Source organism: Sporosarcina sp. (assembly GCF_029257255.1).
Classification (GTDB): domain Bacteria; phylum Bacillota; class Bacilli; order Bacillales_A; family Planococcaceae; genus Sporosarcina.
The window spans coordinates 36,430-58,890 of the sequence record NZ_JARICI010000065.1; the positions used below are offsets into that span (position 1 = coordinate 36,430).

The 22,461-nt window shown below is 42.8% G+C and carries 24 protein-coding genes; 22 read left to right on the forward strand and 2 right to left on the reverse strand.

Going from position 1 to position 22,461, the window contains the following annotated elements:
- Positions 1-401: 401 nt before the first annotated feature.
- On the forward strand, positions 402-1,433 hold the full coding sequence (locus tag Q1J64_RS12960; RefSeq protein ID WP_301109526.1) for a DUF1835 domain-containing protein: 1,032 nt from the start codon (positions 402-404) through the stop codon (positions 1,431-1,433).
- Positions 1,434-1,599: 166 nt separating this feature from the next.
- On the opposite strand, the gene Q1J64_RS12965 is transcribed toward Q1J64_RS12960, so the two are convergent.
- Positions 1,600-2,508, reverse strand: coding sequence for an aldo/keto reductase (locus Q1J64_RS12965; protein ID WP_301109501.1), 909 nt, complete (start codon positions 2,506-2,508; stop codon positions 1,600-1,602).
- 72 nt (positions 2,509-2,580) lie between these two features.
- On the opposite strand from Q1J64_RS12965, the gene Q1J64_RS12970 reads away from it, so the two are divergent.
- From Q1J64_RS12970 to Q1J64_RS13025, 12 genes are all read left to right on the forward strand, one after another.
- A complete protein-coding gene (locus tag Q1J64_RS12970; RefSeq protein ID WP_301109503.1) occupies positions 2,581-3,114 on the forward strand; it encodes an NUDIX hydrolase in 534 nt (177 codons plus the stop codon).
- 63 nt (positions 3,115-3,177) lie between these two features.
- Positions 3,178-3,690: a hypothetical protein gene (locus tag Q1J64_RS12975; protein ID WP_301109504.1), complete on the forward strand. Its 513-nt coding sequence runs from the start codon at positions 3,178-3,180 to the stop codon at positions 3,688-3,690.
- 95 nt (positions 3,691-3,785) lie between these two features.
- On the forward strand, positions 3,786-4,256 hold the full coding sequence (gene fur, locus Q1J64_RS12980) for a ferric iron uptake transcriptional regulator (protein WP_301109505.1): 471 nt from the start codon (positions 3,786-3,788) through the stop codon (positions 4,254-4,256).
- A gap of 45 nt (positions 4,257-4,301) precedes the next feature.
- Positions 4,302-5,201 (forward strand): site-specific tyrosine recombinase XerD, encoded by a 900-nt coding sequence (gene xerD / locus Q1J64_RS12985; RefSeq protein ID WP_301109527.1) that lies wholly within the window; start codon positions 4,302-4,304, stop codon positions 5,199-5,201.
- Between the two features lie 19 nt (positions 5,202-5,220).
- Entirely contained in the window at positions 5,221-6,414 is a 1,194-nt protein-coding gene (gene deoB / locus Q1J64_RS12990) for a phosphopentomutase (protein ID WP_301109506.1), read from the forward strand.
- Between the two features lie 4 nt (positions 6,415-6,418).
- A complete protein-coding gene (locus Q1J64_RS12995; RefSeq protein WP_301109507.1) occupies positions 6,419-7,714 on the forward strand; it encodes a pyrimidine-nucleoside phosphorylase in 1,296 nt (431 codons plus the stop codon).
- A 328-nt stretch (positions 7,715-8,042) separates the two neighbouring features.
- A complete protein-coding gene (locus tag Q1J64_RS13000) occupies positions 8,043-8,396 on the forward strand; it encodes an STAS domain-containing protein (protein ID WP_301109508.1) in 354 nt (117 codons plus the stop codon).
- The gene (gene spoIIAB, locus Q1J64_RS13005) at positions 8,386-8,832 is read left to right on the forward strand and encodes an anti-sigma F factor (protein ID WP_301109509.1); all 447 of its coding nucleotides are present in this window, start codon (positions 8,386-8,388) and stop codon (positions 8,830-8,832) included. Before Q1J64_RS13000 ends, spoIIAB begins: the two co-directional genes overlap by 11 nt.
- A gap of 3 nt (positions 8,833-8,835) precedes the next feature.
- Positions 8,836-9,624 carry a SigF/SigG family RNA polymerase sporulation sigma factor gene (locus tag Q1J64_RS13010; RefSeq protein ID WP_301109510.1) on the forward strand — a complete coding sequence of 263 codons (789 nt, stop codon included), beginning with the start codon at positions 8,836-8,838 and terminating at the stop codon, positions 9,622-9,624.
- A gap of 1 nt (position 9,625) precedes the next feature.
- Entirely contained in the window at positions 9,626-11,086 is a 1,461-nt protein-coding gene (locus tag Q1J64_RS13015) for a spore germination protein (protein WP_301109511.1), read from the forward strand.
- A gap of 321 nt (positions 11,087-11,407) precedes the next feature.
- Complete coding sequence (gene lysA / locus Q1J64_RS13020) at positions 11,408-12,736, forward strand: diaminopimelate decarboxylase (RefSeq protein ID WP_301109512.1); 1,329 nt, start codon at positions 11,408-11,410, stop codon at positions 12,734-12,736.
- Between the two features lie 178 nt (positions 12,737-12,914).
- Positions 12,915-13,289 (forward strand): GNAT family N-acetyltransferase, encoded by a 375-nt coding sequence (locus Q1J64_RS13025; RefSeq protein ID WP_301109513.1) that lies wholly within the window; start codon positions 12,915-12,917, stop codon positions 13,287-13,289.
- Here the strand turns inward: Q1J64_RS13025 and Q1J64_RS13030 are convergent.
- On the reverse strand, positions 13,286-13,756 hold the full coding sequence (locus Q1J64_RS13030) for a DUF309 domain-containing protein (RefSeq protein ID WP_301109528.1): 471 nt from the start codon (positions 13,754-13,756) through the stop codon (positions 13,286-13,288). The genes Q1J64_RS13025 and Q1J64_RS13030 overlap by 4 nt on opposite strands.
- Positions 13,757-13,831: 75 nt before the next feature.
- On the opposite strand from Q1J64_RS13030, the gene Q1J64_RS13035 reads away from it, so the two are divergent.
- The 9 genes from Q1J64_RS13035 to Q1J64_RS13075 form a co-directional block, all read left to right on the forward strand.
- Positions 13,832-14,578 (forward strand): segregation/condensation protein A, encoded by a 747-nt coding sequence (locus Q1J64_RS13035; protein ID WP_301109514.1) that lies wholly within the window; start codon positions 13,832-13,834, stop codon positions 14,576-14,578.
- Between the two features lies 1 nt (position 14,579).
- Positions 14,580-15,188 (forward strand): SMC-Scp complex subunit ScpB, encoded by a 609-nt coding sequence (scpB, locus tag Q1J64_RS13040; protein WP_367183409.1) that lies wholly within the window; start codon positions 14,580-14,582, stop codon positions 15,186-15,188.
- Positions 15,185-16,192: a D-alanyl-D-alanine carboxypeptidase family protein gene (locus Q1J64_RS13045; protein ID WP_301109516.1), complete on the forward strand. Its 1,008-nt coding sequence runs from the start codon at positions 15,185-15,187 to the stop codon at positions 16,190-16,192. The genes scpB and Q1J64_RS13045 overlap by 4 nt, the downstream gene beginning before the upstream one ends.
- A gap of 108 nt (positions 16,193-16,300) precedes the next feature.
- Positions 16,301-17,032, forward strand: coding sequence for a pseudouridine synthase (locus tag Q1J64_RS13050; RefSeq protein WP_301109517.1), 732 nt, complete (start codon positions 16,301-16,303; stop codon positions 17,030-17,032).
- Positions 17,033-17,136: 104 nt separating this feature from the next.
- Positions 17,137-17,673 (forward strand): thiol-disulfide oxidoreductase ResA, encoded by a 537-nt coding sequence (gene resA / locus Q1J64_RS13055; RefSeq protein ID WP_301109518.1) that lies wholly within the window; start codon positions 17,137-17,139, stop codon positions 17,671-17,673.
- 15 nt (positions 17,674-17,688) lie between these two features.
- Complete coding sequence (resB, locus tag Q1J64_RS13060) at positions 17,689-19,338, forward strand: cytochrome c biogenesis protein ResB (RefSeq protein WP_301109519.1); 1,650 nt, start codon at positions 17,689-17,691, stop codon at positions 19,336-19,338.
- A complete protein-coding gene (gene ccsB / locus Q1J64_RS13065; RefSeq protein WP_301109520.1) occupies positions 19,338-20,522 on the forward strand; it encodes a c-type cytochrome biogenesis protein CcsB in 1,185 nt (394 codons plus the stop codon). Before resB ends, ccsB begins: the two co-directional genes overlap by 1 nt.
- A gap of 105 nt (positions 20,523-20,627) precedes the next feature.
- A complete protein-coding gene (locus Q1J64_RS13070) occupies positions 20,628-21,347 on the forward strand; it encodes a response regulator transcription factor (RefSeq protein ID WP_301109521.1) in 720 nt (239 codons plus the stop codon).
- Positions 21,344-22,461 (forward strand): HAMP domain-containing protein (locus Q1J64_RS13075; RefSeq protein WP_301109522.1); only part of this gene is annotated, 1,118 nt, incomplete at its 3' end. The genes Q1J64_RS13070 and Q1J64_RS13075, both read left to right, overlap by 4 nt.

The window sequence follows — 22,461 nt, forward strand, 5'->3', positions numbered from 1 at the left end:
TTAAACTTTGAAGGTGCTTATTGTAAAAATCCTTTAAAGGAATTAGGATAAAATTAGTTGATAGATTGTAAAGGCTGTGTTTCATGAATTAAGGGTATTCTTTATTCAACAAACGGGCAAAAGAACAGAGGAGGAAATTGTAGTTGGTTTTTTAAAAGGGAGGTACAATGATGAATTCACAAAAAATAGGTTAGTTGGAACGCCGTGTGAGGTGAAAGTCTCACGTACGATGTGAAGTGGGGGGGAGCTGGCGATAACTTCAAAGGCTTACCTATCGCAAACTATTGTGGAACAAGTTTTTTGGTAAATATTTAGTTGAGCGGAGCGGAAGCCGGCAAAGAGCTTAGATGTGCTCGCTACAAGTTCATTAGTCGATGAAGAATGGGGCTGTGTTGGAGAAAATGGAAAATATCAATAAACTAAAACAGGAGATTTCGAAGCTGGATGAACGGGATGCGAAGTCGATTTTGCAACTGTTGCTCATTCGTTCTGAACAATGTAGCGAACAAGAACTGAATGAAACGTTGCGGTCCGTAAAAGAGTCATTACTTCAAACTGCAAACAAAGAAGTGAAGACGGCGGAAACAGTACACATTATATTCGGCGGGTCGGCAGGGGGCAGTTTAAAAGCGGCTTTCCGTAAAAAAGCTTACAAAAATACAGAAGATATTATTGTCGTACCGGGTGTCTTATCTACAGGACCTGTTGAAGCGCTTCATACAGAAAAAGGAGTAAAGAATCGAGTTCAGTGGTTTAGAGAAAATAATCATTCATTCTTCGGTGATGTTGAACAGGAAGAATCAGATATGCGAAAAGCTTTGGAACAAATAAAAGCAGTCGCTCCCACTCAAAAGGTTATCATCTGGACAGGAGAAAATGCTGCAGAGCAGACTGGTCTGCGCATTGCCATGTATCTACTGCATAATAAACCGAATGATATTTATGAAATGAATACGTTGCAGGCATTTCACGAACTTCATGTATACGTGCAACCAGAGAAAGTTTACTTCTATCGTACATCCGGAGAAATGGCACCTGAACAGCTGCTTGAACTCTATGAACACGTTGAACTTCGTCCGATGAGAGCAGTTAGAAGACGCGCGCTTTATAAGGAAGGGCAAAACGTATTGTTCACGGAGGACCTTTTGCGGACCTGGGAACATGATGAATTATGGGGCTCAGACAGCGACCGCCATGATGATTTTATCATTGAATGTGCCAAACGATTACATCAGGAACAGGGTGAGCATGAATTCATGAAATCAGCCCGGTTAATTGGCGAAGTGATCGGTCATATGGAGCAATACACCGGAGATCAGTGGATTGAGTTCAGAGTACGGGAACTGATTGTACAAGGCGTATTTGACTATCAGGGTGATTTGTGTGAAATGCGGCTGTATGAGGTGAAGTTGAAGGAAGAGTTTCTGCAGTAGCTCACAATAGAGGGGATGGCCAATATGATCAAATAATTCTTTGGAATCTCTATAGCTAAGTATCGGTCGATTTTGGAGTCGATGGAGACGGAAATCGACGGCCGCATATAATTAAAGCCAATTCATCCTTTTCAAAGATGAATTGGCGTTTTTGGCTCGCGTGTATTCAGCTTTCGATCCTATGTTGATCATAGCGATGCTGCTCAGTAAGCTTAGTCAGCTCAGCCAACAAATTAGGATCAACCGGTGTTCTATAAGCATTAAGTGTCTCTCGGAGCTGTTCAGATGTTCTCGAACCGATTAAAGCAGAAGCGATCACCGGCTGCCTCAAATTAAACGCCAGCGCAGCAGCATGAAGGTCAGTCGTTTTTTCAGAAAGAGCCTGGACAGTCTGCTGCAGTTCAGTTTGTGAATAGGACACAAAACCATCCATTGTTTTTACGCGTTCCAAACCTTCATCTGTCAGCAGGCCTTTGGCAATCGTTCCGCGTGTCACGACAGAAGCGCCATGTTGTTCAATCAGCGAGAAATATTCCTCAGGACGTCTGTCGAGCAGATTGTATTGCATCATAACAGAAACCGCACTACTGTTTTCAAGAAAACGCTGAATGACATTCGGACGGATAGAAGATATACCGTATTCACGAATGATACCTTCTTTTTTCAATGTCTCAAACGCTTCGATTGTCTCGTCTGCGTTATCTTCCATTGTACCTCCGTGAAGTTGATACAAATCAATATAATCCAGTTGCAGCCGCAGCAGACTTTGCTTAACAGCAGACATAATATGCTCTTTCGAAGGATCCCATTTCCAGCCAGTTTCACCAGACGTCCACTTGTTTCCTGCTTTTGTTGCGATGATTAGATCTTTTCTTTTTTCTTTTAATACAGCTCCAACCAATTCTTCATTTGTCCCTTTATCATAGAGGTCTGCCGTATCGAAATAATTCATTCCATTTTCTATCGCTTCATCAAGAACGGATCGAGCTGAATCCAGTTCTGTAGGCAAAGACATGCAGCCGAGTCCAAGCTCGGAAACGTATAAATCACTTGAACCTACTTTTCGCTTCTTCATTTGCATCGCTCCTTTACCATTCATGGTACAATGAATACTGACAAGAAAACCAATGGAAAGGGTTGTGGTTTTATGAAGTTTGAGGAACGAACCCTCTCGACAGAACAGATCTTTACAGGTAAAGTAATTTCAATGCAAGTTGATGAAGTAGAACTGCCTGACGGAAAAATTGCAAAGAGAGAACTGGTGAAACATCCGGGAGCAGTCGCAATTATTGCGATTACTGCAAATCGTAAACTAGTCCTCGTGGAACAATTTAGAAAAGCGCTTGAGCGCACCATTCTGGAGATCCCGGCAGGAAAGATCGAGCCCGGGGAAGAACCACAACTGACAGCTATCAGAGAATTGGAAGAAGAAACAGGCTACAGAGCGAACTCGTTCAAATATCTCCAATCCTTCTCGACCTCGCCGGGCTTTGCGGATGAAATCATACACTTGTACATAGCAGAAGACTTAGAAGTAGTAGAGAACCCTGCTGCCGGCGATGAAGACGAATTTATTCATGTAGTCGAAGTAACGATAGAAGAAGCAGAGGAAATGATCGCAAACGAGAGGATCTATGACGCGAAAACCGTTGTGGCGGTTTGGTACGCAAAAAGTCTATGATTTGAAGATAAATTAGTACGGACAAGCATATGTTGTAAAAACGATGCGGAGGTGTCCTGTACTATGGCTCGATCATTGTCTTTTATCTATTTATTCGTTATACTCGCAATCAGTTATATAGGAGGGGCTTTACTATTTAGAGAGTGGCCGGTTGCCGCTATGGATACAATTGTCGGCTTGTACGACCAGCGTGTAGTAAAAGGTCGGGAGGCTGCCATGTGGTCTCCGTTCATTACAACAATTCTATTTATTGCGGTAGTGCTTTTCCTGTCTCGCTATAAAAAGCTTCGGTTCATCATTATGCTGTTTGGTGCCGTGAAATGCGTCCTGTTTGGCCTGTCTTCTACATATTTACTGTCAGGCAGCATGAAATTCATTATGTATGCAGTCTGGTGGTTTCCGTTTCAGCTGGCGGGAAGTTTACTGTTTTTAATCTTGTGTACCGTGCTGCACCCACCGTTTTTTGCTTCACCTGCTGTAAAAAAAGATCGACCGTTGTCTGCTGTACCGTTGCTGATCGGTATGATATTTATCGTTCAGTTACTGGAACTATCGATCTTTCATTTTCTGAAATAACTCTATTATTACACCGAATCAACGAAACATTTCCTTTCTATTGTCTTCTTGAAAGACAGTTTGGTATAATGGAGACAATTTGAGGGGGGCGTCGTATGGAAAGCCGAATTGAACGAATCAAGAAGCAATTGCACGGGGCCAGCTACAAGTTGACGCCTCAGCGTGAAGCGACTGTAGCAGTTCTTCTGGAAAATAAAGAAGACCATTTGAGTGCGGAAGATGTATTTCTCTTAGTGAAAGAGAAAGCGCCGGATATTGGACTGGCTACTGTCTATCGTACGTTGGAATTACTGACTGAATTAAAAGTTGTTGATAAAATTAACTTTGGCGATGGAGTGGCGCGCTATGATCTTCGAGAAGAAGGCGCAGCACGTTTCCATCACCATTTGATTTGCTTAGAGTGTGGAGTAGTCGATGAGATTCAAGAAGACTTACTTGGAGAAGTGGAGAAAGTGGTGGAAGGCCGTTATGGATTTACGGTAAAAGACCATTGGCTGACTTTTCACGGCATCTGTAAACGATGTAAAGATGCAGAAAAAAGCAAAGAGGACGACGGGATGGCATAAGTGCTGTCCTTTTTTACTTTTCCGGCAAAGGAGGAGATCATTTTGATGAAGGATGCACAATTCGCTTTGGAAGATTACATACATTTCTTGACAGTAGAACGGCAACTCGCGCAAAATACCATTAAATCGTATAAACGGGATTTAGCTTCTTATTTACAGTTTTTAAAAGGAACACAGCTGGAGACGCTTAATTCGATCGACCGTGCTGTTATACTGCAGTATATCCAGAAGCTGAAAGATAGCGGTAAGTCTTCGCGTACACTTTCGCGGCACATATCTTCTATTCGTTCGTTCCATCAGTTTTTAGTGAGAGAGCAAGTGATAACACATGACTGTACAATTCATTTGGAACTTCCTAAAATTGAACAGAAGCTGCCTGATGTCCTGTCAATTCCAGAGATCGAGCAATTGATGGATATAATAGATTGTTCTGTTCCGCAGGGATTACGAGATTTAGCATTGCTGGAATTGTTATACGGAACAGGAATGAGGGTAAGTGAACTGATAGCGATTGATTTGGCTGATCTTCATTTGACGATGGGGTTTGTAAGGGTGTTTGGTAAAGGGAGCAAAGAACGCATTGTGCCGCTCGGACGCTCTGCTATTGAAGCGTGTACTGACTATTTAAATGAAGCCCGTCCTAAATTTATTGGAAAAGGACAAGATACGGAGGCATTGTTTGTCAATATGCATGGCAGACGCTTGACGAGACAGGGATGCTGGAAAATACTGAAGGAAGCTGGACAAAAAGCCAATATCCGTAAAGTAATTTCTCCGCATTTATTGCGCCATTCTTTCGCTACACATCTCATTGAAAATGGAGCAGATTTGCGGGCAGTCCAGGAAATGCTGGGTCATGCAGATATTTCGACAACACAGCTCTATACGCACGTCAGTAAAAAACGTCTGAAGGATGTCTATAGCATGTATCATCCTCGCGCGTAAAAATATTGGAGGTTTTATTATGAGAGATTTACGTTATAATCGAATTCATTTAATCGTCTTGGACTCTGTAGGAATTGGTGAAGCACCGGATGCTGAAGCTTTTGGTGATGTTGGTTCAAATACACTTGGACATATTGGAGAAGAAATGGACGGTCTTCATCTGCCGAATCTAGAACGTCTTGGTCTGGCGAATATTGCGCCGATTAAGGGTCTGTCTCCTCAAAAAGAAGCGCAGGGCTATTATACGAAAATGGAAGAAGCATCTGTTGGTAAAGATACGATGACAGGGCACTGGGAAATCATGGGCTTACGTATAGACAAGCCTTTCAAAGTTTATCCGAACGGTTTCCCGAAAGAATTAATTGACGAGCTGGAATTGAAAACGGGCCGCAAAGTGATTTGTAACAAACCGGCTAGCGGAACAGAAGTAATTGAAGAGTTTGGACCTGAGCATATGGAAACAGGTGCAATCATTGTCTATACTTCTGCAGATCCAGTGCTGCAAATTGCGATGCACGAGGATATTATTCCGATCGAAGAACAATATCGAATCTGTGAAATTGCAAGAGAATTGACACTTCAGCCGGAATATTTGGTCGGCCGTGTCATCGCAAGACCTTTTGTTGGGAAACCTGGTACATTCAAGCGTACTACGAACCGTCATGATTACGCGTTGAAACCATTTGGCAAAACGGTTATGAACGAACTGAAGGATCAAGGTTTTGACGTCATTGCAATTGGTAAGATTGCTGATATTTATAATGGTGAAGGCGTGACAGAAGCTGTCCGAACCAGCAGCAATATGGACGGTGTCGATAAATTAGTTGATGTAATGAAAAAAGATTTTGAAGGAATCAGCTTTGTGAATCTCGTAGACTTTGATGCGTTGTACGGTCACCGCCGCGATCCGATCGGCTATGGGAAAGCGCTAGAGGAGTTCGATGCTAGAATGCCTGAAATTATGGCAGCTTTAGAACCGAATGATTTATTAATCATCACAGCAGATCACGGAAACGATCCGGTTCATGAAGGGACGGATCATACAAGAGAGTATGTACCGCTTTTAGTGTATTCACCAAGCAATAGAGCTTCAGGTAAACTGCCGATCCGTAAGACATTCTCTGATATTGGAGCAACCATTGCGGAGAACTTCCAAGTAGATCTTCCGGAATATGGCGAAAGTTTTTTATCATCATTAACTGAGGAGGAATAATAGTATGAGAATGGTTGATGTTATTCAAAAGAAGCGCGACGGCGAAGAGCTGACGAAAGAAGAAATCGAGTTTTTCGTCAACGGCTATACAGACGGTTCCATTCCTGATTATCAAGCAAGTGCGTTCCTGATGGCGATTTATTTCCAGAAGATGACGACTGAAGAGCAGGGGTATTTGACATTGGCAATGGCGGAGTCAGGTGATCAGATTGACCTGTCTGCTATTGAAGGCGTGAAAGTGGATAAGCATTCTACTGGAGGAGTAGGCGATACGACGACTTTAATCCTTGCTCCTCTAGTAGCTGCCTGCGGTGTGCCTGTAGCGAAAATGAGTGGTCGCGGACTCGGTCATACAGGGGGGACGCTCGATAAGCTGGAAGCAATCGAAGGCTTCCATGTTGAAATCTCAACAGAACAATTCATTGAACAAGTTAATGATCTGAAGATTGCTGTCATCGGACAAAGCGGAAATTTGACGCCTGCCGATAAAAAACTATATGCGTTACGGGACGTTACAGCGACTGTAGACAGCATTCCTCTGATTGCCAGCTCTATCATGAGCAAGAAGCTGGCAGCGGGCGCAGACGCCATCGTGCTCGATGTTAAAACGGGTGCTGGTGCATTCATGAAGACTCTGGAAGATTCGAAGCAATTGGCTGATGCCATGGTAGCAATCGGCAATGAGGTTGGCCGCAATACGAGCGCTGTCATTTCCGACATGAGTCAGCCATTAGGTCTCGCTATCGGCAATGCCTTAGAAGTCAAAGAAGCGATCGAAACTCTTCAAGGTAATGGACCGGAAGACCTGACAGAACTTTGTCTCGTGCTCGGCAGTAAAATGCTGCTAGCCGCAAATAAAGCGGAAACAGAAGAAGACGCACGGAGTCAGCTGCAAAGCGTCATGGAAAATGGTGAAGCACTTAACTTGTTCGGTGAGCTAATCAGAGCGCAAGGTGGAAATCCAGAAGTCATAAAAAATCCAGAACTTCTGCCTCAAGCAGAGTATCAAATTGAAGTGCCGGCTAAGACAAGCGGTTACGTCAGCGAAATCGATGCGGACGAAGTTGGAGTCGCAGCCATGCTGCTCGGTGCAGGGCGTGCCACAAAAGAAGATGTCATTGACCTCGCAGTAGGAATTGTTCTCCAGAAAAAAATCGGAGACAGCGTAAAAGAAGGCGAGACATTAGCTATTCTGCATACCAACAAAAAAAACGCGGAAGATTCCATCAAACTGCTCCAGGACCACATCAGCATCACCAAAGAAAAAATACAAACACCATCACTAATCCACACACTTTAAAAAATATAAGCCATACAGCTGTCTGAACCCTTGAAAAAGGATTTGGACAGACTGTATGGCTTTTTTTGTTATCTATGTGTAGAAATGATTTTCGTTGTACATACTCAACAATAGTTCTTAAAAAACCTAGTCATTTTAATAAATACTGAGAATACGTGCTGGCTGGCTCATGGCGTAAGGCAATTCGCCAGCGCCGAAGCGATATTAGGACTGTTAATGCCTGTCGCAAACTAAGAAGTTATAGGGGCTGATGACTAGTTTTGTCTAAAGTAAAGGATTCGGGTTCTAAATATGTAATGATACCTTCATGAAGGAGGCGTTTAAACATATGGCAAATATTACCCAATTGGAAAATGGCGTCGTCGTAATAACGTTAGCAGGTGAACTCGATAACCATGAAGCCAATCAAATTAGAGCAGAAGTATCCACGGCAATTTATACAGGAAAAACCAACGCAATCATATGGGACCTGAACCTCTTAGGATTCATGGACAGTGCAGGAATTGGATTAATTTTAGGGAGAATGCGCGATTTGGCACCCGTCAATGGTGAAACATTGATACTGAATCCGTCACCAACAATGGAAAAGATCTTTCAATTTTCGGGACTTGGCGATGCAATTAGAAAATGTACAGTCGAACAAGCAATCGACGAAATCGGAGGGGTTGTACATGAAAAATGAGTTAACATTATCGTTTCTGGCGATAGAAGAAAATGAAGCACTCGCAAGAATGGCGATGACCTGTTTCATCACGCCGCTGGATCCGACACTGGAAGAAATATCAGAATTTAAAACGATCGTGTCAGAAGCTGTTACAAACGCAATTATTCACGGTTATGAATGTGACGGCAAAAGCCTTGTAACAATCCATGCAACAATTGAAGACCGTAATATTAAAATGACCGTAACAGATGAAGGTATGGGGATTTTTGATGTGGAACAGGCAATGGAGCCGATGTTCACGACCAAACCTCAAATGGAGCGTTCGGGTATGGGCTTCACCATTATGGAGAGTTTTGCCGATTGTATCCGTGTAGATTCGACCCTTGGAAACGGGACCGTCGTAACATTTGAAAAAAGCTTTTCTCCCATTATAGAAGTAAGCAGAATGAGGTGACATATGGAAGCATCTGTTGAGAAGCAGCACGCTCTATTGTCACAAGAGAAAATGCGGGAACTCATCCTAGAATCACAAGCGGGTGACAAAGAAGCCAGGCGAATGATGGTAGAGGGAAACACACGGCTAGTGTGGTCCATTGTTCAACGATTTGCTTCGCGTGGTGCGGATTTAGAAGATTTATTTCAAATTGGCTGTATCGGCTTGATGAAATCCATAGACAAGTTTGACCTTTCATATGAAGTGAAGTTTTCAACATATGCTGTGCCGATGATTGTCGGAGAAATCCAGCGCTATCTGCGCGATGACGGCATGGTGAAAGTAGGCAGGACCATTCGCGAATTAAGCTACAAAATTCGGCACGCGACGGATGATTTCATTAAGAAACAAGGGCGGTCTCCTTCGATTTCAGAAGTGGCGGAAATTCTTGAAGTGACAGTAGAAGATATTATTTTAGCGACGGACGCATTGCGGGATCCTGCTTCGCTTCATGAACAGTTGTATGAAAGTGAAGGAGACAGTTTGACGCTCATGGATCAACTACGTGACGACCGGTCGGAGCGAGTATTTGATCATATACCATTGCGAGATGTAATTAGCCGTCTGAATAAACGAGACCAAACCATCATTTACATGCGTTATTACTTAGATTGCACACAAAGTGATATCGCCGAACGTATCGGTATTTCTCAAGTTCAGGTATCACGGCTTGAGAAGAAAATCCTCGCGCAAATAAAAACCTGGATGGGTGCAAATGCTGAGGATCAACTTGAGAAGGTGAGGAGAAAATAATTTGACCGACAATCTGTTTACGTCTATAAGAGAAGGGGAAAGGTGGTTTATCAACCAGTTCGGCAAAGACGAGTCATTTGACGCGACACGCCGACGGATCCACCTGTGGGATAAAGAAATACTTCTTCTGTATATAAATGGACTGGTAGATGGAGAGGTCTTGACAACCTTACTGACAGAAATGCAATACCGCAATGAATTATTCAAGTCTGCTTCATCTGATGAAGAAACAGATCGTGCAATGGTCGATTACTTTCCGTATCATGCACTTGAAGTGGCGAAAGACGAAGATTCAATTGCTAAATCTATTTTGAGCGGACAGGCCGTCTTCGTAATGAAAGACGGCTTTACGTTCATATTGGACGTTCGTTCCTATCCCGGCAGGCAACCTGAAGAGCCGGACACCGAGAAAGTAATTCGGGGCTCGCGAGACGGCTTTACGGAAAATATCTTAACGAACACCGCATTGATCCGCAGAAGGTTGCGTGCGACGGAACTGCGATTCGAAATGCATGAAACATCTGTAAAAGGCAAGACGGATATCGCCATCGCTTTTATGAAAGGTGCAGCGAATGAAGAACATCTGAATTTTGTCCGTGAACGGCTCGATAATCTAGAAACGGATGGTCTGACAATGACCGATAAATCGCTTGAGGAATTCCTGTTCAAGCAAGGGTTCCATCCTATGCCCTTTGTACGCTATACGGAGCGCGCGGATATTTGCGCAGCCCATTTGCTAGAAGGACATATTGCGATCATCGTGGATACATCGCCTTCTGTAATTCTCGTGCCTGTTACACTTGTACACCATATGCAGCACGCAGAGGAATACAGGCAAGCGCCGCTGATCGGGACGTTCATTCGAATGGTGCGCTTTACAGGTACATTTCTAAGTCTGGTTATGCTGCCGTTCTGGTATTTGCTGTCGACTGAAAAGCAGTTCGTTCCGGAGGCGATCAAGTATATCGGACCGAATGAATGGGGAGAAGTGCCGCTATTCGTACAGCTCATTCTGGCAGATGTTGGAATCGAAGTGTTGCGGATGGCGGCCATTCATACGCCTACCCCGCTGTCGACCGCTATGGGCTTAGTGGCTGCGATTGTCATCGGTCAGGTAGCGATTGACGTGGGGCTGTTTTCTTCGGAAGTCGTGCTCTATGTCGCTGTCAGCGCAATTTTAACGTTTGCCATTCCTTCATTCGAATTGAGCATTACAACGAAAGTGTTCCGCATCTTTTTACTTGTATCAACGGCTTTATTCGGAGCACCCGGATTTTTCGTAGCTTTCGCAGTAATGTACTTCTATTTATGCTCACTGAAACCGATGAATGTGCCATATTTGTGGCCGTTCACACCGTTTTTCCCAAAAGCACTGCTGAGAGTCTTGATACGTTTCCCTATGACAATCGATGACCCGAGGCCATTTATTACGAAATCACCGAACCGTGACCGAATGTCATAATTTACGTTCATTCCCATAGAAGATTGCCTCCCTCTATCTTGTTATGATAAAGTTTACCTTAATTCAGCAGATGACCTCCAGATCTATAAGTGGTAGGATATATATATGAATTTTTCCGTTTAGCAAAAAATCATTATAGCTGAATTAAGGTATAGCCTCCGGCGGATGTCATGGATTTTGAAAGGAGGCAGGCAGTCTAAAACCGCCGCTTCGTGCGGCAGCGACTGCATGACCTGCTTCGCGCAGGCCTCAATTCAAAATCCAGACGCAATTACGCCGAGGCGTAATTGTTTTAGAGAGAATTTGGGAGGGGGATGTAAGATGCATCTTTATGGGACACAAACGGTGAATGAAAAAGGTCATTTAGCAATAGGGGGCGTCGATGTTTCTGAACTTGCCTCGCAATATGGGACACCCGTGATGGTCTATGATACGGAGCTGTTCAAGAAACGAGCGAATGCTTTTAAGAAAACATTTGAGGACAAAGGCATTAAAGCACAGGTTGCCTATGCAAGCAAAGCTTTTTCTTCAATTGCGATCTATCAATTGGCAGAACAGCAGGGACTGTCTTTAGATGTCGTTTCAGGAGGCGAACTGTATACAGCGGTTGCAGCAGGTTTCCCGCGTGAGCGAATTCATTTCCATGGAAATAATAAAAGCAGGGAAGAAATCATATATGCATTTGAAGAAAAGATCGGCTGTATGGTTGTCGATAACTTTTTAGAAATAATGCTCATCAAAGAAATTGCGACAGAACGCAAACAAAAGATGAATGTACTGATCCGTGTCACACCAGGTGTGGAAGCTCATACGCATGATTATATTACAACTGGACAGGAAGATTCCAAATTTGGATTTGATCTGAAAAATGGACAAACTGACCAGGCATTTAATGCGCTGCATAATCATGAATATATTAACTTCCTCGGTATGCACTGTCATATCGGATCACAAATTTTCGAAACAGATGCTTTTCGCTTTGCTGCAGAAGTGCTGATGGAGAAAATGGTCAAATGGCGTGAAACGTATCAGTTCATATGCCCTGTGTTAAACTTAGGCGGCGGATTTGGTATTCGTTATACAGAAGAAGATCAGCCGCTTGAGCCTGCGGTCTATGTAGAAGAAATGGCAGAGGTTGTCAAAGCGATGTCTGAAGAATGTGAGTATCCTGTTCCGGAAATTTGGATTGAGCCGGGCCGTTCACTTGTAGGCGACGCAGGGACGACGATCTATTCTGCCGGAAGTACGAAAGAAGTGCCGAATGTTCGCACATACGTGGCGGTTGACGGTGGTATGTCTGATAATATCCGTCCTGCTTTATATGATGCGCACTATTCAAGTGCTGCAGCAAATCGAATGAATGAGCCTCATGATCAACAATGGACTATTGCAGGAAAGTGCTGTGAGTCTGGCGATAAGCTAGTAGAAAAAGCATTATTGCCAAATGTTGAAACAGGCGATCTGATTGCAATTTTCTGTACAGGTGCCTATACGTACTCCATGGCAAGCAACTATAATCGTCTGCCACGTCCTGCGGTAGTATTTGCCGAAAAGGGACAGCATCAGCTAGTCGTTAGACGGGAAACATTTGAAGACCTTATCAAATTAGACCTCCCGCTTCAGCAACTAGCTAAGGAGATTTACGAATGAAGAAAAAAAATCTTTATCTGTTTTTAGGAATTATTGTGATGGCAATGATTTGGGGTGTCGTCTATTGGTATTTTGTTGTTCCTGTCATCGATCCGAATTATCAATAAGGCGATGAGTTGAATATAATGGAATGTTCGTGTAAACTGTACAGAGGATTTCTGAAAAGAAGGGGTTACTATTGAAACTTATCCGTTTTAAGAAAGCGCAAGAAAAAATTGCTATGGGTTTTCTTTCTTATATACCCAGCGAAAAAATGCTGCGAAAACTACAAGAGACTATTCAGCAATATTTATGCGATGAGAACAGCCAGCTATTTCTTTACAAAGAAGCAGAAGATTATATCGGGCTGATTGGTGTAGAGCTGGATGAACTCAATAAGACCTACACAATCCAGCACATTTCTGTTAATCCATCTTTCCGAGGGGAAGGGATTGGCTACGAAATGGTCAAAGAGCTGGCATTGATCTATCCAGGCTATCAATGTAAAAGTACCGACTTTACAGAGCAATTTATACAAAGCTGTAAAAGAAAAGAAGAAGGCGCAGATTTTTAACTGCTGCCCTTCTTCTTTTCTTCGCGTTGCAGCAGAATATCTGACCGGTCCCGCTGCATATGCTTATGAATGACAGACTCACTGTTTTTGGGCAAGAGGATCAGGGAAGACTTTGCATTTTCAGCTGCTGCCAGAAGCGCTGGTGAAACAGGAAGCGGGAATGCGTTAAAACAATCTCCTGATTGCATGCAGTCCAAGCTGTTTTTGATATGATACAAAATTTCATCTATCGCAACTTCGTCGTGATAGACATCAAATTCAGGCGCAATCTGCCGGAAGCGAAGCATCGCTCTGTTCATGGTTCTTGAAGCACCTGTCACATTTCCTCTGCGCCAGTGATACATACCGGTTGCCAGCAGGATATAAGCAGTCAGCGGATGATCCTTTGAAAAACCGTCCTGCATTTTCCAATACTCCTCCAGAACTTCGTGGCATTCGAAATAGTCTTGATTGTCATTGAAATACACAATAAAATGTAGAAAAAGAGGATGGTAGTAAGGGTTCAACTAAATCATTCCTTTCTGTTAAGGTAGGTAAGCAAAATGAGCTATAGTGTAAAACTAGAAGTGTTTGAAGGACCATTAGATTTACTGCTGCATTTAATCAATCGATTAGAGATTGATATTTATGATATTCCAATGGCAGAGTTAACTCATCAGTACATAGAGCATTTGCATGCCATGCGTGTTCTGAAATTAGACGAATTAAGCGAGTACCTTGTATTGGCAGCCACTCTTCTCGAAATCAAAAGTAAAATGCTGCTGCCAGTAAATGAAGAAGAAGCATTTGATGACGAGTTCGATTATGAAGAAGCAGATCCTCGGGAGGAACTGATTACCCGATTAATCGAGTACCGAAGATATAAAGAAGCCGCCAACTCGTTGCGTGAATCTGCGGCAGACCGCGATGAACATTTCACAAAAAAGCCTGAAGACCTTGCAGATTACGGTGAATTACCAATGCCGGACACAGAAGAACAGCTAAATGTCTTTGATTTAATCGGCGCGTTTCAAAAGATGCTCCGACGAAAGAAACTTCGTCTGCCTCTTACAGCGAGTATAACAAAAACGGAGCAGTCTGTCGGTGATCAGATGTCTGCTATCATGGGCAAGCTTGAAACATGCGGCGGGGAATGTGAATTTCATGAGCTTTTTGACATGACCAATACTGCAGAGCTTGTTCTAACATTCTTATCTTTGCTGGAACTTATGAAACTCCAGGAAGTCATAGTCCGGCAGAGTGATAATTTTGAAGAATTGACAATCTCGTTGATTCAGGGAGATGAATGAAATGGATATAGAAACAACACAGCTTGGCAAAGCCGAGAGTTTTTTATTTGTGGCGGGTGATGAAGGTCTGACACTTGCTCAGCTGGCTGCTTTGCTAGAATGTGACGAAGAACAGGCAGATCAGATTATCACTGCCTTACAGCAGAATTATGATGATGACGAGAAACACGGTATTACAGTCAAATGTTATGGTGGAAACTTCCGCTTGGTGACGAAGAGCGAGCTGGCTGATGAAATCAAAAAAATGCTCGAAAATCCTAAACCATCGACCTTTACACAGGCGGCGCTTGAGGTGCTGGCGATTATCGCATACAAACAGCCGGTCACACGAGTGGAAGTGGACGATCTTCGGGGCGTGAAGTCTGAGCGGGCATTATATTCATTGACAGGTAAGGGCTTTGTCGAGGAAGTCGGAAGAATGGAAGGTCCTGGACGACCGATTTTATACGGCACAACGGAGTTCTTTCTGGACCGGTTCGGACTCGGGTCGATTGCTGAGCTCCCGCCGCTTTCATTGGAAGAAGAACAGGAAACAGAAGATCCTGATCTATTCATGACGAAATTTCAGGAAGCATTTTCATTACAGGGAGAAGGAGGACATGATGCTTGAGAAAGCGTTCGATGTTTGTAGTCGTTTTCATGTGTTTACTACTGTTTATTCCACTATCTACTGAGGCATCAGGTTCTTCCTGGGCAGTGATTGATGCGGAGAACGGAAGGCTGCTAAAGGGTGAGAATGAAAATACCCCGCTGCCGATTGCAAGTCTCACGAAGATGTGGACTGCCTACACGTTTTTAGAACTGCAACCGGATAATCAGGAAACAATTATTTCAAATGAAGCTGCTGCGGCAGAAGGCTCGTCGATTTATCTGGAAGCTGGCTCTACGGTAAAAACCCATGACCTGCTGTATGGATTGTTGCTGCGCTCCGGCAATGATGCGGCACAGGCACTTGCGGAGCATGCAGGTGGCTCATTAGAAGGGTTCGTTTATCTGATGAATGAACAGGCAGAACATCACGGGCTGGACCAAACTTATTTTACAAATCCCTCGGGACTACACCATGAACAACATCTTTCATCTGCATACGACACAGCCAAAATGTTGTATTATGCAATGAAAAATCCAGACTTCCGAAAAATCGCCACGACAGTAAACTATCCATTTGAAAATGAACAAGGGAAAAACAGCTGGCAGAATAAACATCGCTTACTTTTATCCGAGCCCACTGCAATTGCAGGCAAAACAGGTTTTACGAAAGCAGCAGGCAGAACACTCGCTACTTATTTTGAGAAAGATGGCAAGTCCGTTATTGTGGTGACGCTGAATAACGGAGATGACTGGAAAACGCATAAACATCTTTCCCAGCAGGCATTTTCCGAATATCAGCATTATACAGCAGTGAAAAAGGGACGCTATCAAGTTTTTCCTCATCTTACGGCATCCATTGATCAGCCAATTAAGCTGCTTGTCAGCAAAGAAGAGAAGAAGAAGTTGTCGAATGTGTTACAAATCCCACAAACCGACGAACAACAAAAAACAGGCTTTTGGAACATCTATTTAGGAAAAGAACCCATCAAGACGGTAGCAGTCGATATCGAAAGCGATAAATAACTATAAAATTAACAATTTCGAAGATTGACCGGTCTAGGTCAGTCTTCTTTTCATTTGACCCAAAGTGTGACATAATTTTTCTATGTATGTAACATCAAGGAGGAACCCATGGAAAGATTACAAAAAGTATTGGCGCAAGCTGGTGTGGCGTCTCGTAGAAAAGCTGAAAAACTGATTCTTGACGGCTTAGTTAAAGTGAACGGTAAAGTGGTAACAGAACTTGGAACAAAAGTGAGCAGAATGGATACAATTGCAGTAGAGGATGTTCAATTAACGAAAGAAACTCCTGTCTACTACTTACTTTATAAACCGCGAGGCTACATATCCACTGTCGATGATGAAAAGGGACGTAAAACGGTCATTGATCTGGTACCCGAAGTAAGCCAACGAATTTTTCCTGTCGGCAGATTAGATTACGATACGTCAGGCGTTTTGTTGCTGACGAACGACGGAGACTTTTCCTATTTAATGACTCATCCCAAATTTGAAATTCAAAAGCGCTATGTCGCGAAAGTGAAAGGTATTCCAACACGGGAAAACCTGAAAAAACTAGAGACAGGAATTGAACTCGAAGATGGAATGACAGCACCTGCACAAGTGAAAATGACGACTGTTGATAAGAAAACTAATTCTGCTATTGTCGAAATTACGATCCACGAAGGCCGTAATAGACAAGTCCGTAGAATGTTCGATGCGATAGGCTGTCCCGTACAAAAATTAAAACGTGAACAGTTTGCAAACTTAACGACGCGTGGTTTGAACGCAGGAGAAGCGAGAGAGTTGACAACGCATGAACTTAAACAGCTTCGTGTACTTGCGGAAACCGGCAGAATCGGCTAATAAAAGCAGTAAAAGTTCACAAACCTATCACTAGTGCTTCGTAAACTGTTTTTTCGTTTTGGTATAATAGCTGTTGAACGTAAATTTGACGGGAGGTATAGCGGTTGGCCAACAAACAGAATAAAAAGAAGAATCGGCTGGTTTACAGGACAGTCCTTCTGGTAATTATGGCAGCAATTATTGTATACGCGATTACTTCAAAGGATAAAATAAAAGTATTAGCGGAAGGAGACAAAGCTCCTGATTTTGAGCTTGTGGATCTGGATGGAAATACACATCGCTTATCAGATTATAAAGGTGAAGGTGTATTCTTAAATTTCTGGGGTACCTGGTGTCCGCCTTGTAAGAAAGAAATGCCGCATATGGAGGATATGTATAAAGACTTCGAAGAGAAGGGCGTACATATACTGACAGTGAATGTCGGGGAGCCAAAAGTTAAGGTTGAGCTCTTCAGAGATGACATGGGTCTCTCATTTCCAATGTTATGGGATAAGAATAAATCGGTAATGGATCTTTACAATATTAAACCGCTGCCTACTACTTTCTTGATCAACCCTGAGGGTAAGATTACAAAAATTATCAAACAAGGGATGACAGAAGAACAAATTAGGGAGTACTTAGAAAGTATTCAACCGAAGTAAGGAGTTTGTTACTCAATGAGCAATATTAAATGCCAATGCGGTCATGAAAACCCTTATGGTACGGAGCTTTGTGAGAAGTGCGGGCGTCCTTTATCTGAAAAGGCGAAGAAAAGTGACGTTGTAGACATGCGGTATGAAGGATCTTCCAGAAGATCTCAAACATATAGCAGTTCCATCGTCGATAAGATATGGAACTTTTTCTCGAGTGTGAAAATTGGTGTGAGCATTATTGCCGCTGTGCTTATTGCTTCTGCAATCGGTACAATATTCCCGCAGAAGTTCTATGTACCGGCAACAACTGATGCGGAGTATTTGGAATACTATGAACGCCTGTACGGTGTTGTCGGAAAGCTTTATTATCAACTTGGTTTTTATGATATGTACAATAGCTGGTGGTTTAAAATATTAATCGGCATGCTGGCAACTTCTATAATTATAGCAAGTATCGACCGTGTCGTACCGTTGTATAAATCACTAAAAAAACAACGCACCCGCCGTCATCCATCCTTCATGAAACGTCAGCGTATTTTTGGAGAAGGCGACATTGCGAATACAAATGAGTCTTTTGCTAATGCCGAAAAGAAACTGAAAGAGCTTCATTACAACGTGAAAACAGAAAACGGTGCGATTTTAGCTGAAAAGCATCGATTCTCCCGTTGGGGTCCTTATGTAAACCATACGGGATTAATAATCTTTTTTATCGGTGTACTATTACGGGGAATACCCGGTTTCTATGTAGATGAAACGATGTGGCTGCGCGAAGGGGAAACCCGAAATATTATTGGTGCAGACGGCTATGTTCTTGAAAATCGCGGTTTCATTTTAGAAAATTATACAAAAGAAGAAGCAGCGGAAGTTTTCGGAGATGCGCTTGATAAAGTAGGAAGCGTCGTAAAAAACTATCAAACGGATGTAACCCTATATAAAGAAAAAGAAGGGGCTTTGACGGGAAGTGCCGACTTAGAGAAGGTAAAGGATTACTCCATTGTGGTAAATAAGCCGCTAACATTTAATGGCTACAGTGTTTTCCAGATGGATTACAAGCTGAACGAATTGAAATCTATGAAGTTTAATCTTGTTAATAAGTCTACGGAAAAATCATTGGGTGAATTTACCATCGACTTAAGCAATCCTGAAAAGAAATATGATTTTGGAAATGGAACTACTGTCAACATGCTTGGATTCTATCCTGATTATGACGGCATTAAAGACGGGGAACCTTATTCCAAATCACCTGTACCAAACAATCCGGCGTTTATTTTCCAAATGAACACTCCTGACAAACCAGAAGGTGAAAAAAGTTTTGTTGCGATCCAAAAGACTTTAGAAGTTGAGGAAAACGACTATGCCGTGAAGTTTGCGGCTGCTGAAACTCGAAACATTTCTGGTTTAACGATTCGCAAAGATAAAACACTTTATATTTTATTATTGGGCGGACTGGTCTTCATGATCGGCGTCATTCAAGGAATGTATTGGCAGCATCGCAGAATATGGATTCAAGAAGATGCAGACGGTCATCTGTTGATTGCAGCGCATACAAATAAAAACTGGTTCTCTTTACGAAAAGAGCTGGATAAATTAAAAGAGTCTGCCGTCTTGCCTGCTTATATTGATCGTCAAGATCCTGAGTTAGACAAGCTTGAACAGGAAGGGGACGAAAAGTAATGGATTTAGTTGCTGTCAGTAGTAACTTACTTTTAGTATCATTTATTTCTTACTTAGTAGCGACACTGTTTTTTGGAGGAGCTATTAAAAAATCGAATACAGAAAAAGCGTATCATAACAGCAAGTGGGGAACGATCGGTCTAATCATTACAATCATCGGGTTCCTAACTCACTTAGGTTATTTCTTTACAAGATGGGCCGCGTCAGGTCATGCGCCGCTTAGTAATATGTTCGAGTTCACGACTGCATTCGGGATGATGCTCGTAGGAGCATTCATTCTGTTGTATGTTATCTACAGAACACCGTCGCTCGGATTATTTGCTTTGCCGGTTGCGATTATCATTATCTCGTATGCAACAATGTTTCCGCGGGAAGTTACTCCGCTGATTCCTGCATTGCAGAGTAAATGGTTGTTCATCCATGTAATCACAACGGTTATTGGTGAATCAATCCTTGCGATCAGTGCGATTGCAGGTCTGGTGTTCTTAGTGAAAAATATCGATATGACTAAGAAATCTAAGCAGCGTTTTTGGATTGAAGCAGTTATGTATACGTTGATTCTTGTACTTGGTTTCGTGGTAACATCCACTACATTCAAGGTAATGAATTATGAAGCGGAATTCACGTATATAGATAAAAATCAAGCGCCGTCAGAAATTACGTATCATGTTCCACCGTTATTCGGTATGAATGAATACGAAGCGATGACACCTGATGGTATGACACCATTGATTGAATTGCCACCTATTCTAAACGCACAAAAGCTTTCCACTCTCGTGTGGTCTATCGTAGTTGGTTCCGTGCTGTATCTCCTATTGCGCCTAATTGCACGCAAGCCATTAGCGGCGGTATTCCAGCCGCTTGCGAAAAAGGCCAATTCTCAGCTGATGGATGAAATCGGCTATCGTGCTGTGTTGATAGGTTTCCCGGTCTTTACTTTAGGTGCGCTGATCTTCGCTATGATCTGGGCACATGAGGCATGGTCGAGATTCTGGGGATGGGACCCGAAAGAAGTTTGGGCTCTTATTACATGGCTGTTTTACGCTGCATTCCTTCACCTGCGTCTGTCACGCGGCTGGGAAGGTCAGAAATCAGCATGGCTAGCGGTAATAGGTTTCGTTATTATTATGTTTAACTTGATTGCGGTAAACCTGATTATTGCCGGGTTGCATTCATACGCATAATAAGCGTACTGCATGGCAAATATTGTCATGCAGTCTTTTTATTTCTTTTAAAGATGATAAATTGTACAATAGAACATAGAAGACTGTCGAAAGGGGTAATGATTTGTGGAAGAAACTGTGAAGTTATTAGTAGTCGACGATGAGGATCGAATCCGCCGGCTTCTGAATATGTATTTATCTCGTGAAGGCTATGAAATTGATGAAGCGGTAGATGGTGCAGAAGCATTGGAGAAAGCGTTTTCCGAACAGTATGACTGTATCCTGCTGGATGTAATGATGCCGGAAAAAGACGGCTTGGAAGTGCTTGCTGAACTGCGTGAAAATAAGCAGATGACTCCTGTCATTCTATTGACTGCAAAAGGGGAAGAAGCAGACCGTGTCGGAGGCTTCGAAAGCGGAGCGGATGATTATATCGTCAAACCGTTTAGTCCGAGAGAAGTGGTCCTGCGGGTTAAAGCGATGCTCAGAAGATCGGTTTCTTTCCCAAACGTTTCAGCATCCACTACCTCAAAAGATCTGGTAGTATTCCCTCAGCTGACAATCGATCATGACGCGCACCGTGTTACAGCTGAAGGCAAAGAGGTAAATTTAACACCGAAAGAATATGAATTGCTTTATTTCCTGGCGAAGTCTCCCGATAAAGTATTTGACCGGGAACAGCTGCTGAAGGAAGTTTGGCATTATGAATTTTTCGGCGATTTACGGACAGTGGATACCCACGTTAAACGTCTGCGTGAAAAGCTCAGCCGCGTATCAGAACGGGCAGCAAAAATGATCGTTACCGTTTGGGGTGTCGGCTATAAGTTCGAGGTTCCGAACGAATGATTAGAATATGGAATTCAATTGTCGGGAAGCTATGGGCCACCATATTGCTTCTCGTTTCATTTGTATTGTTCATTGTGACGCTACTTCTGCTTGAATTTTTGGATAATTTCCACACGAAACAAGCGGAAGAGTCTTTGCAGAGGGAAGCTGCCACCATCAGCAAAATTATCAATGATCATGAAGGACAATCATCGAGTTCCATGCACCAGATTATTGATGACATATTAGATACAGAAACGAATGCAGTAGTAGTCGATGAGAAGGGGGCTGTGCTGCATTCTTTTCATACTGCCGACGCTAAAAAAGAAATCGAAGAAAAGCTGCTAACTGAAAGTAGTTTGTTTGAAGCGTCTGAAGCCGGAAAACAGAAGGTAAAAGAGATGATTCTTCCTTCACTGACAGAAGCTGAAGTCATGGAGCAGTATCTGATTCTGTCTTATCCGTTTACACAGCTGTCAGGTGAAAAAGCGAGTGTGCTCATGTATCAGAGTTTAGATGCTGTGCACCGTACAACAAAAAGTACGACGAATATCGTATTCTTATCTGCTTTCATCGCATTTGTTCTAACTACATTCTTTGCTTTTTTCCTATCGACAAGAATCACATTGCCTTTGCGCAAAATGAAACAGGCGGCATTTGAGTTGTCAAAAGGAAACTTTGATACACATCTGCCGGTCGCTCAAAAAGATGAAATCGGACAGCTGGCGACAGCGTTTAATCAGATGGGACGTCAGTTGAAATATAATATTGAGCTGATCAAACAAGAAAAAGAGCAATTATCAAGTATTCTTACATCAATGACGGATGCAGTTGTTACATTCAATCAGGATTATTCTATTTTGCTGAAGAATCCTCAAGCTGAACTATTGCTGAAAAAATGGTACGGCTACAACGATAATAAGAACAAGCCTCTGCCTAAGGAAGTTTTCCATATGCTTGAGCATGCGATTTCATTTTCCGAAGAAGTGGAAGATGAATTAGAATTAGGCGGGCAGTTTTATGTGATTTCAATCAGTCCTCTTTACAGTGAAAACAGTATACGTGGCGCTGTTGCTGTGTTCCGTGACATGACAGAGCAGCATAAGCTGGATAAATTGCGCTCAGACTTCATTGC

Coding starts and splice junctions, on each gene's coding strand:
- ccsB (WP_301109520.1), top strand. CDS start 19,338: ATGGATTTAGTTGCTGTCAGTAGTAACTTACTTTTAGTATCATTTATT.
- Q1J64_RS12995 (WP_301109507.1), top strand. CDS start 6,419: ATGAGAATGGTTGATGTTATTCAAAAGAAGCGCGACGGCGAAGAGCTG.
- Q1J64_RS12965 (WP_301109501.1), bottom strand. CDS start 2,508: ATGAAGAAGCGAAAAGTAGGTTCAAGTGATTTATACGTTTCCGAGCTT.
- Q1J64_RS13000 (WP_301109508.1), top strand. CDS start 8,043: ATGGCAAATATTACCCAATTGGAAAATGGCGTCGTCGTAATAACGTTA.
- spoIIAB (WP_301109509.1), top strand. CDS start 8,386: ATGAAAAATGAGTTAACATTATCGTTTCTGGCGATAGAAGAAAATGAA.
- scpB (WP_367183409.1), top strand. CDS start 14,580: ATGGATATAGAAACAACACAGCTTGGCAAAGCCGAGAGTTTTTTATTT.
- resB (WP_301109519.1), top strand. CDS start 17,689: ATGAGCAATATTAAATGCCAATGCGGTCATGAAAACCCTTATGGTACG.
- Q1J64_RS12960 (WP_301109526.1), top strand. CDS start 402: ATGGAAAATATCAATAAACTAAAACAGGAGATTTCGAAGCTGGATGAA.
- Q1J64_RS13035 (WP_301109514.1), top strand. CDS start 13,832: ATGAGCTATAGTGTAAAACTAGAAGTGTTTGAAGGACCATTAGATTTA.
- deoB (WP_301109506.1), top strand. CDS start 5,221: ATGAGAGATTTACGTTATAATCGAATTCATTTAATCGTCTTGGACTCT.
- Q1J64_RS13050 (WP_301109517.1), top strand. CDS start 16,301: ATGGAAAGATTACAAAAAGTATTGGCGCAAGCTGGTGTGGCGTCTCGT.
- xerD (WP_301109527.1), top strand. CDS start 4,302: ATGAAGGATGCACAATTCGCTTTGGAAGATTACATACATTTCTTGACA.
- Q1J64_RS12970 (WP_301109503.1), top strand. CDS start 2,581: ATGAAGTTTGAGGAACGAACCCTCTCGACAGAACAGATCTTTACAGGT.
- lysA (WP_301109512.1), top strand. CDS start 11,408: ATGCATCTTTATGGGACACAAACGGTGAATGAAAAAGGTCATTTAGCA.
- Q1J64_RS13010 (WP_301109510.1), top strand. CDS start 8,836: ATGGAAGCATCTGTTGAGAAGCAGCACGCTCTATTGTCACAAGAGAAA.
- Q1J64_RS12975 (WP_301109504.1), top strand. CDS start 3,178: ATGGCTCGATCATTGTCTTTTATCTATTTATTCGTTATACTCGCAATC.
- fur (WP_301109505.1), top strand. CDS start 3,786: ATGGAAAGCCGAATTGAACGAATCAAGAAGCAATTGCACGGGGCCAGC.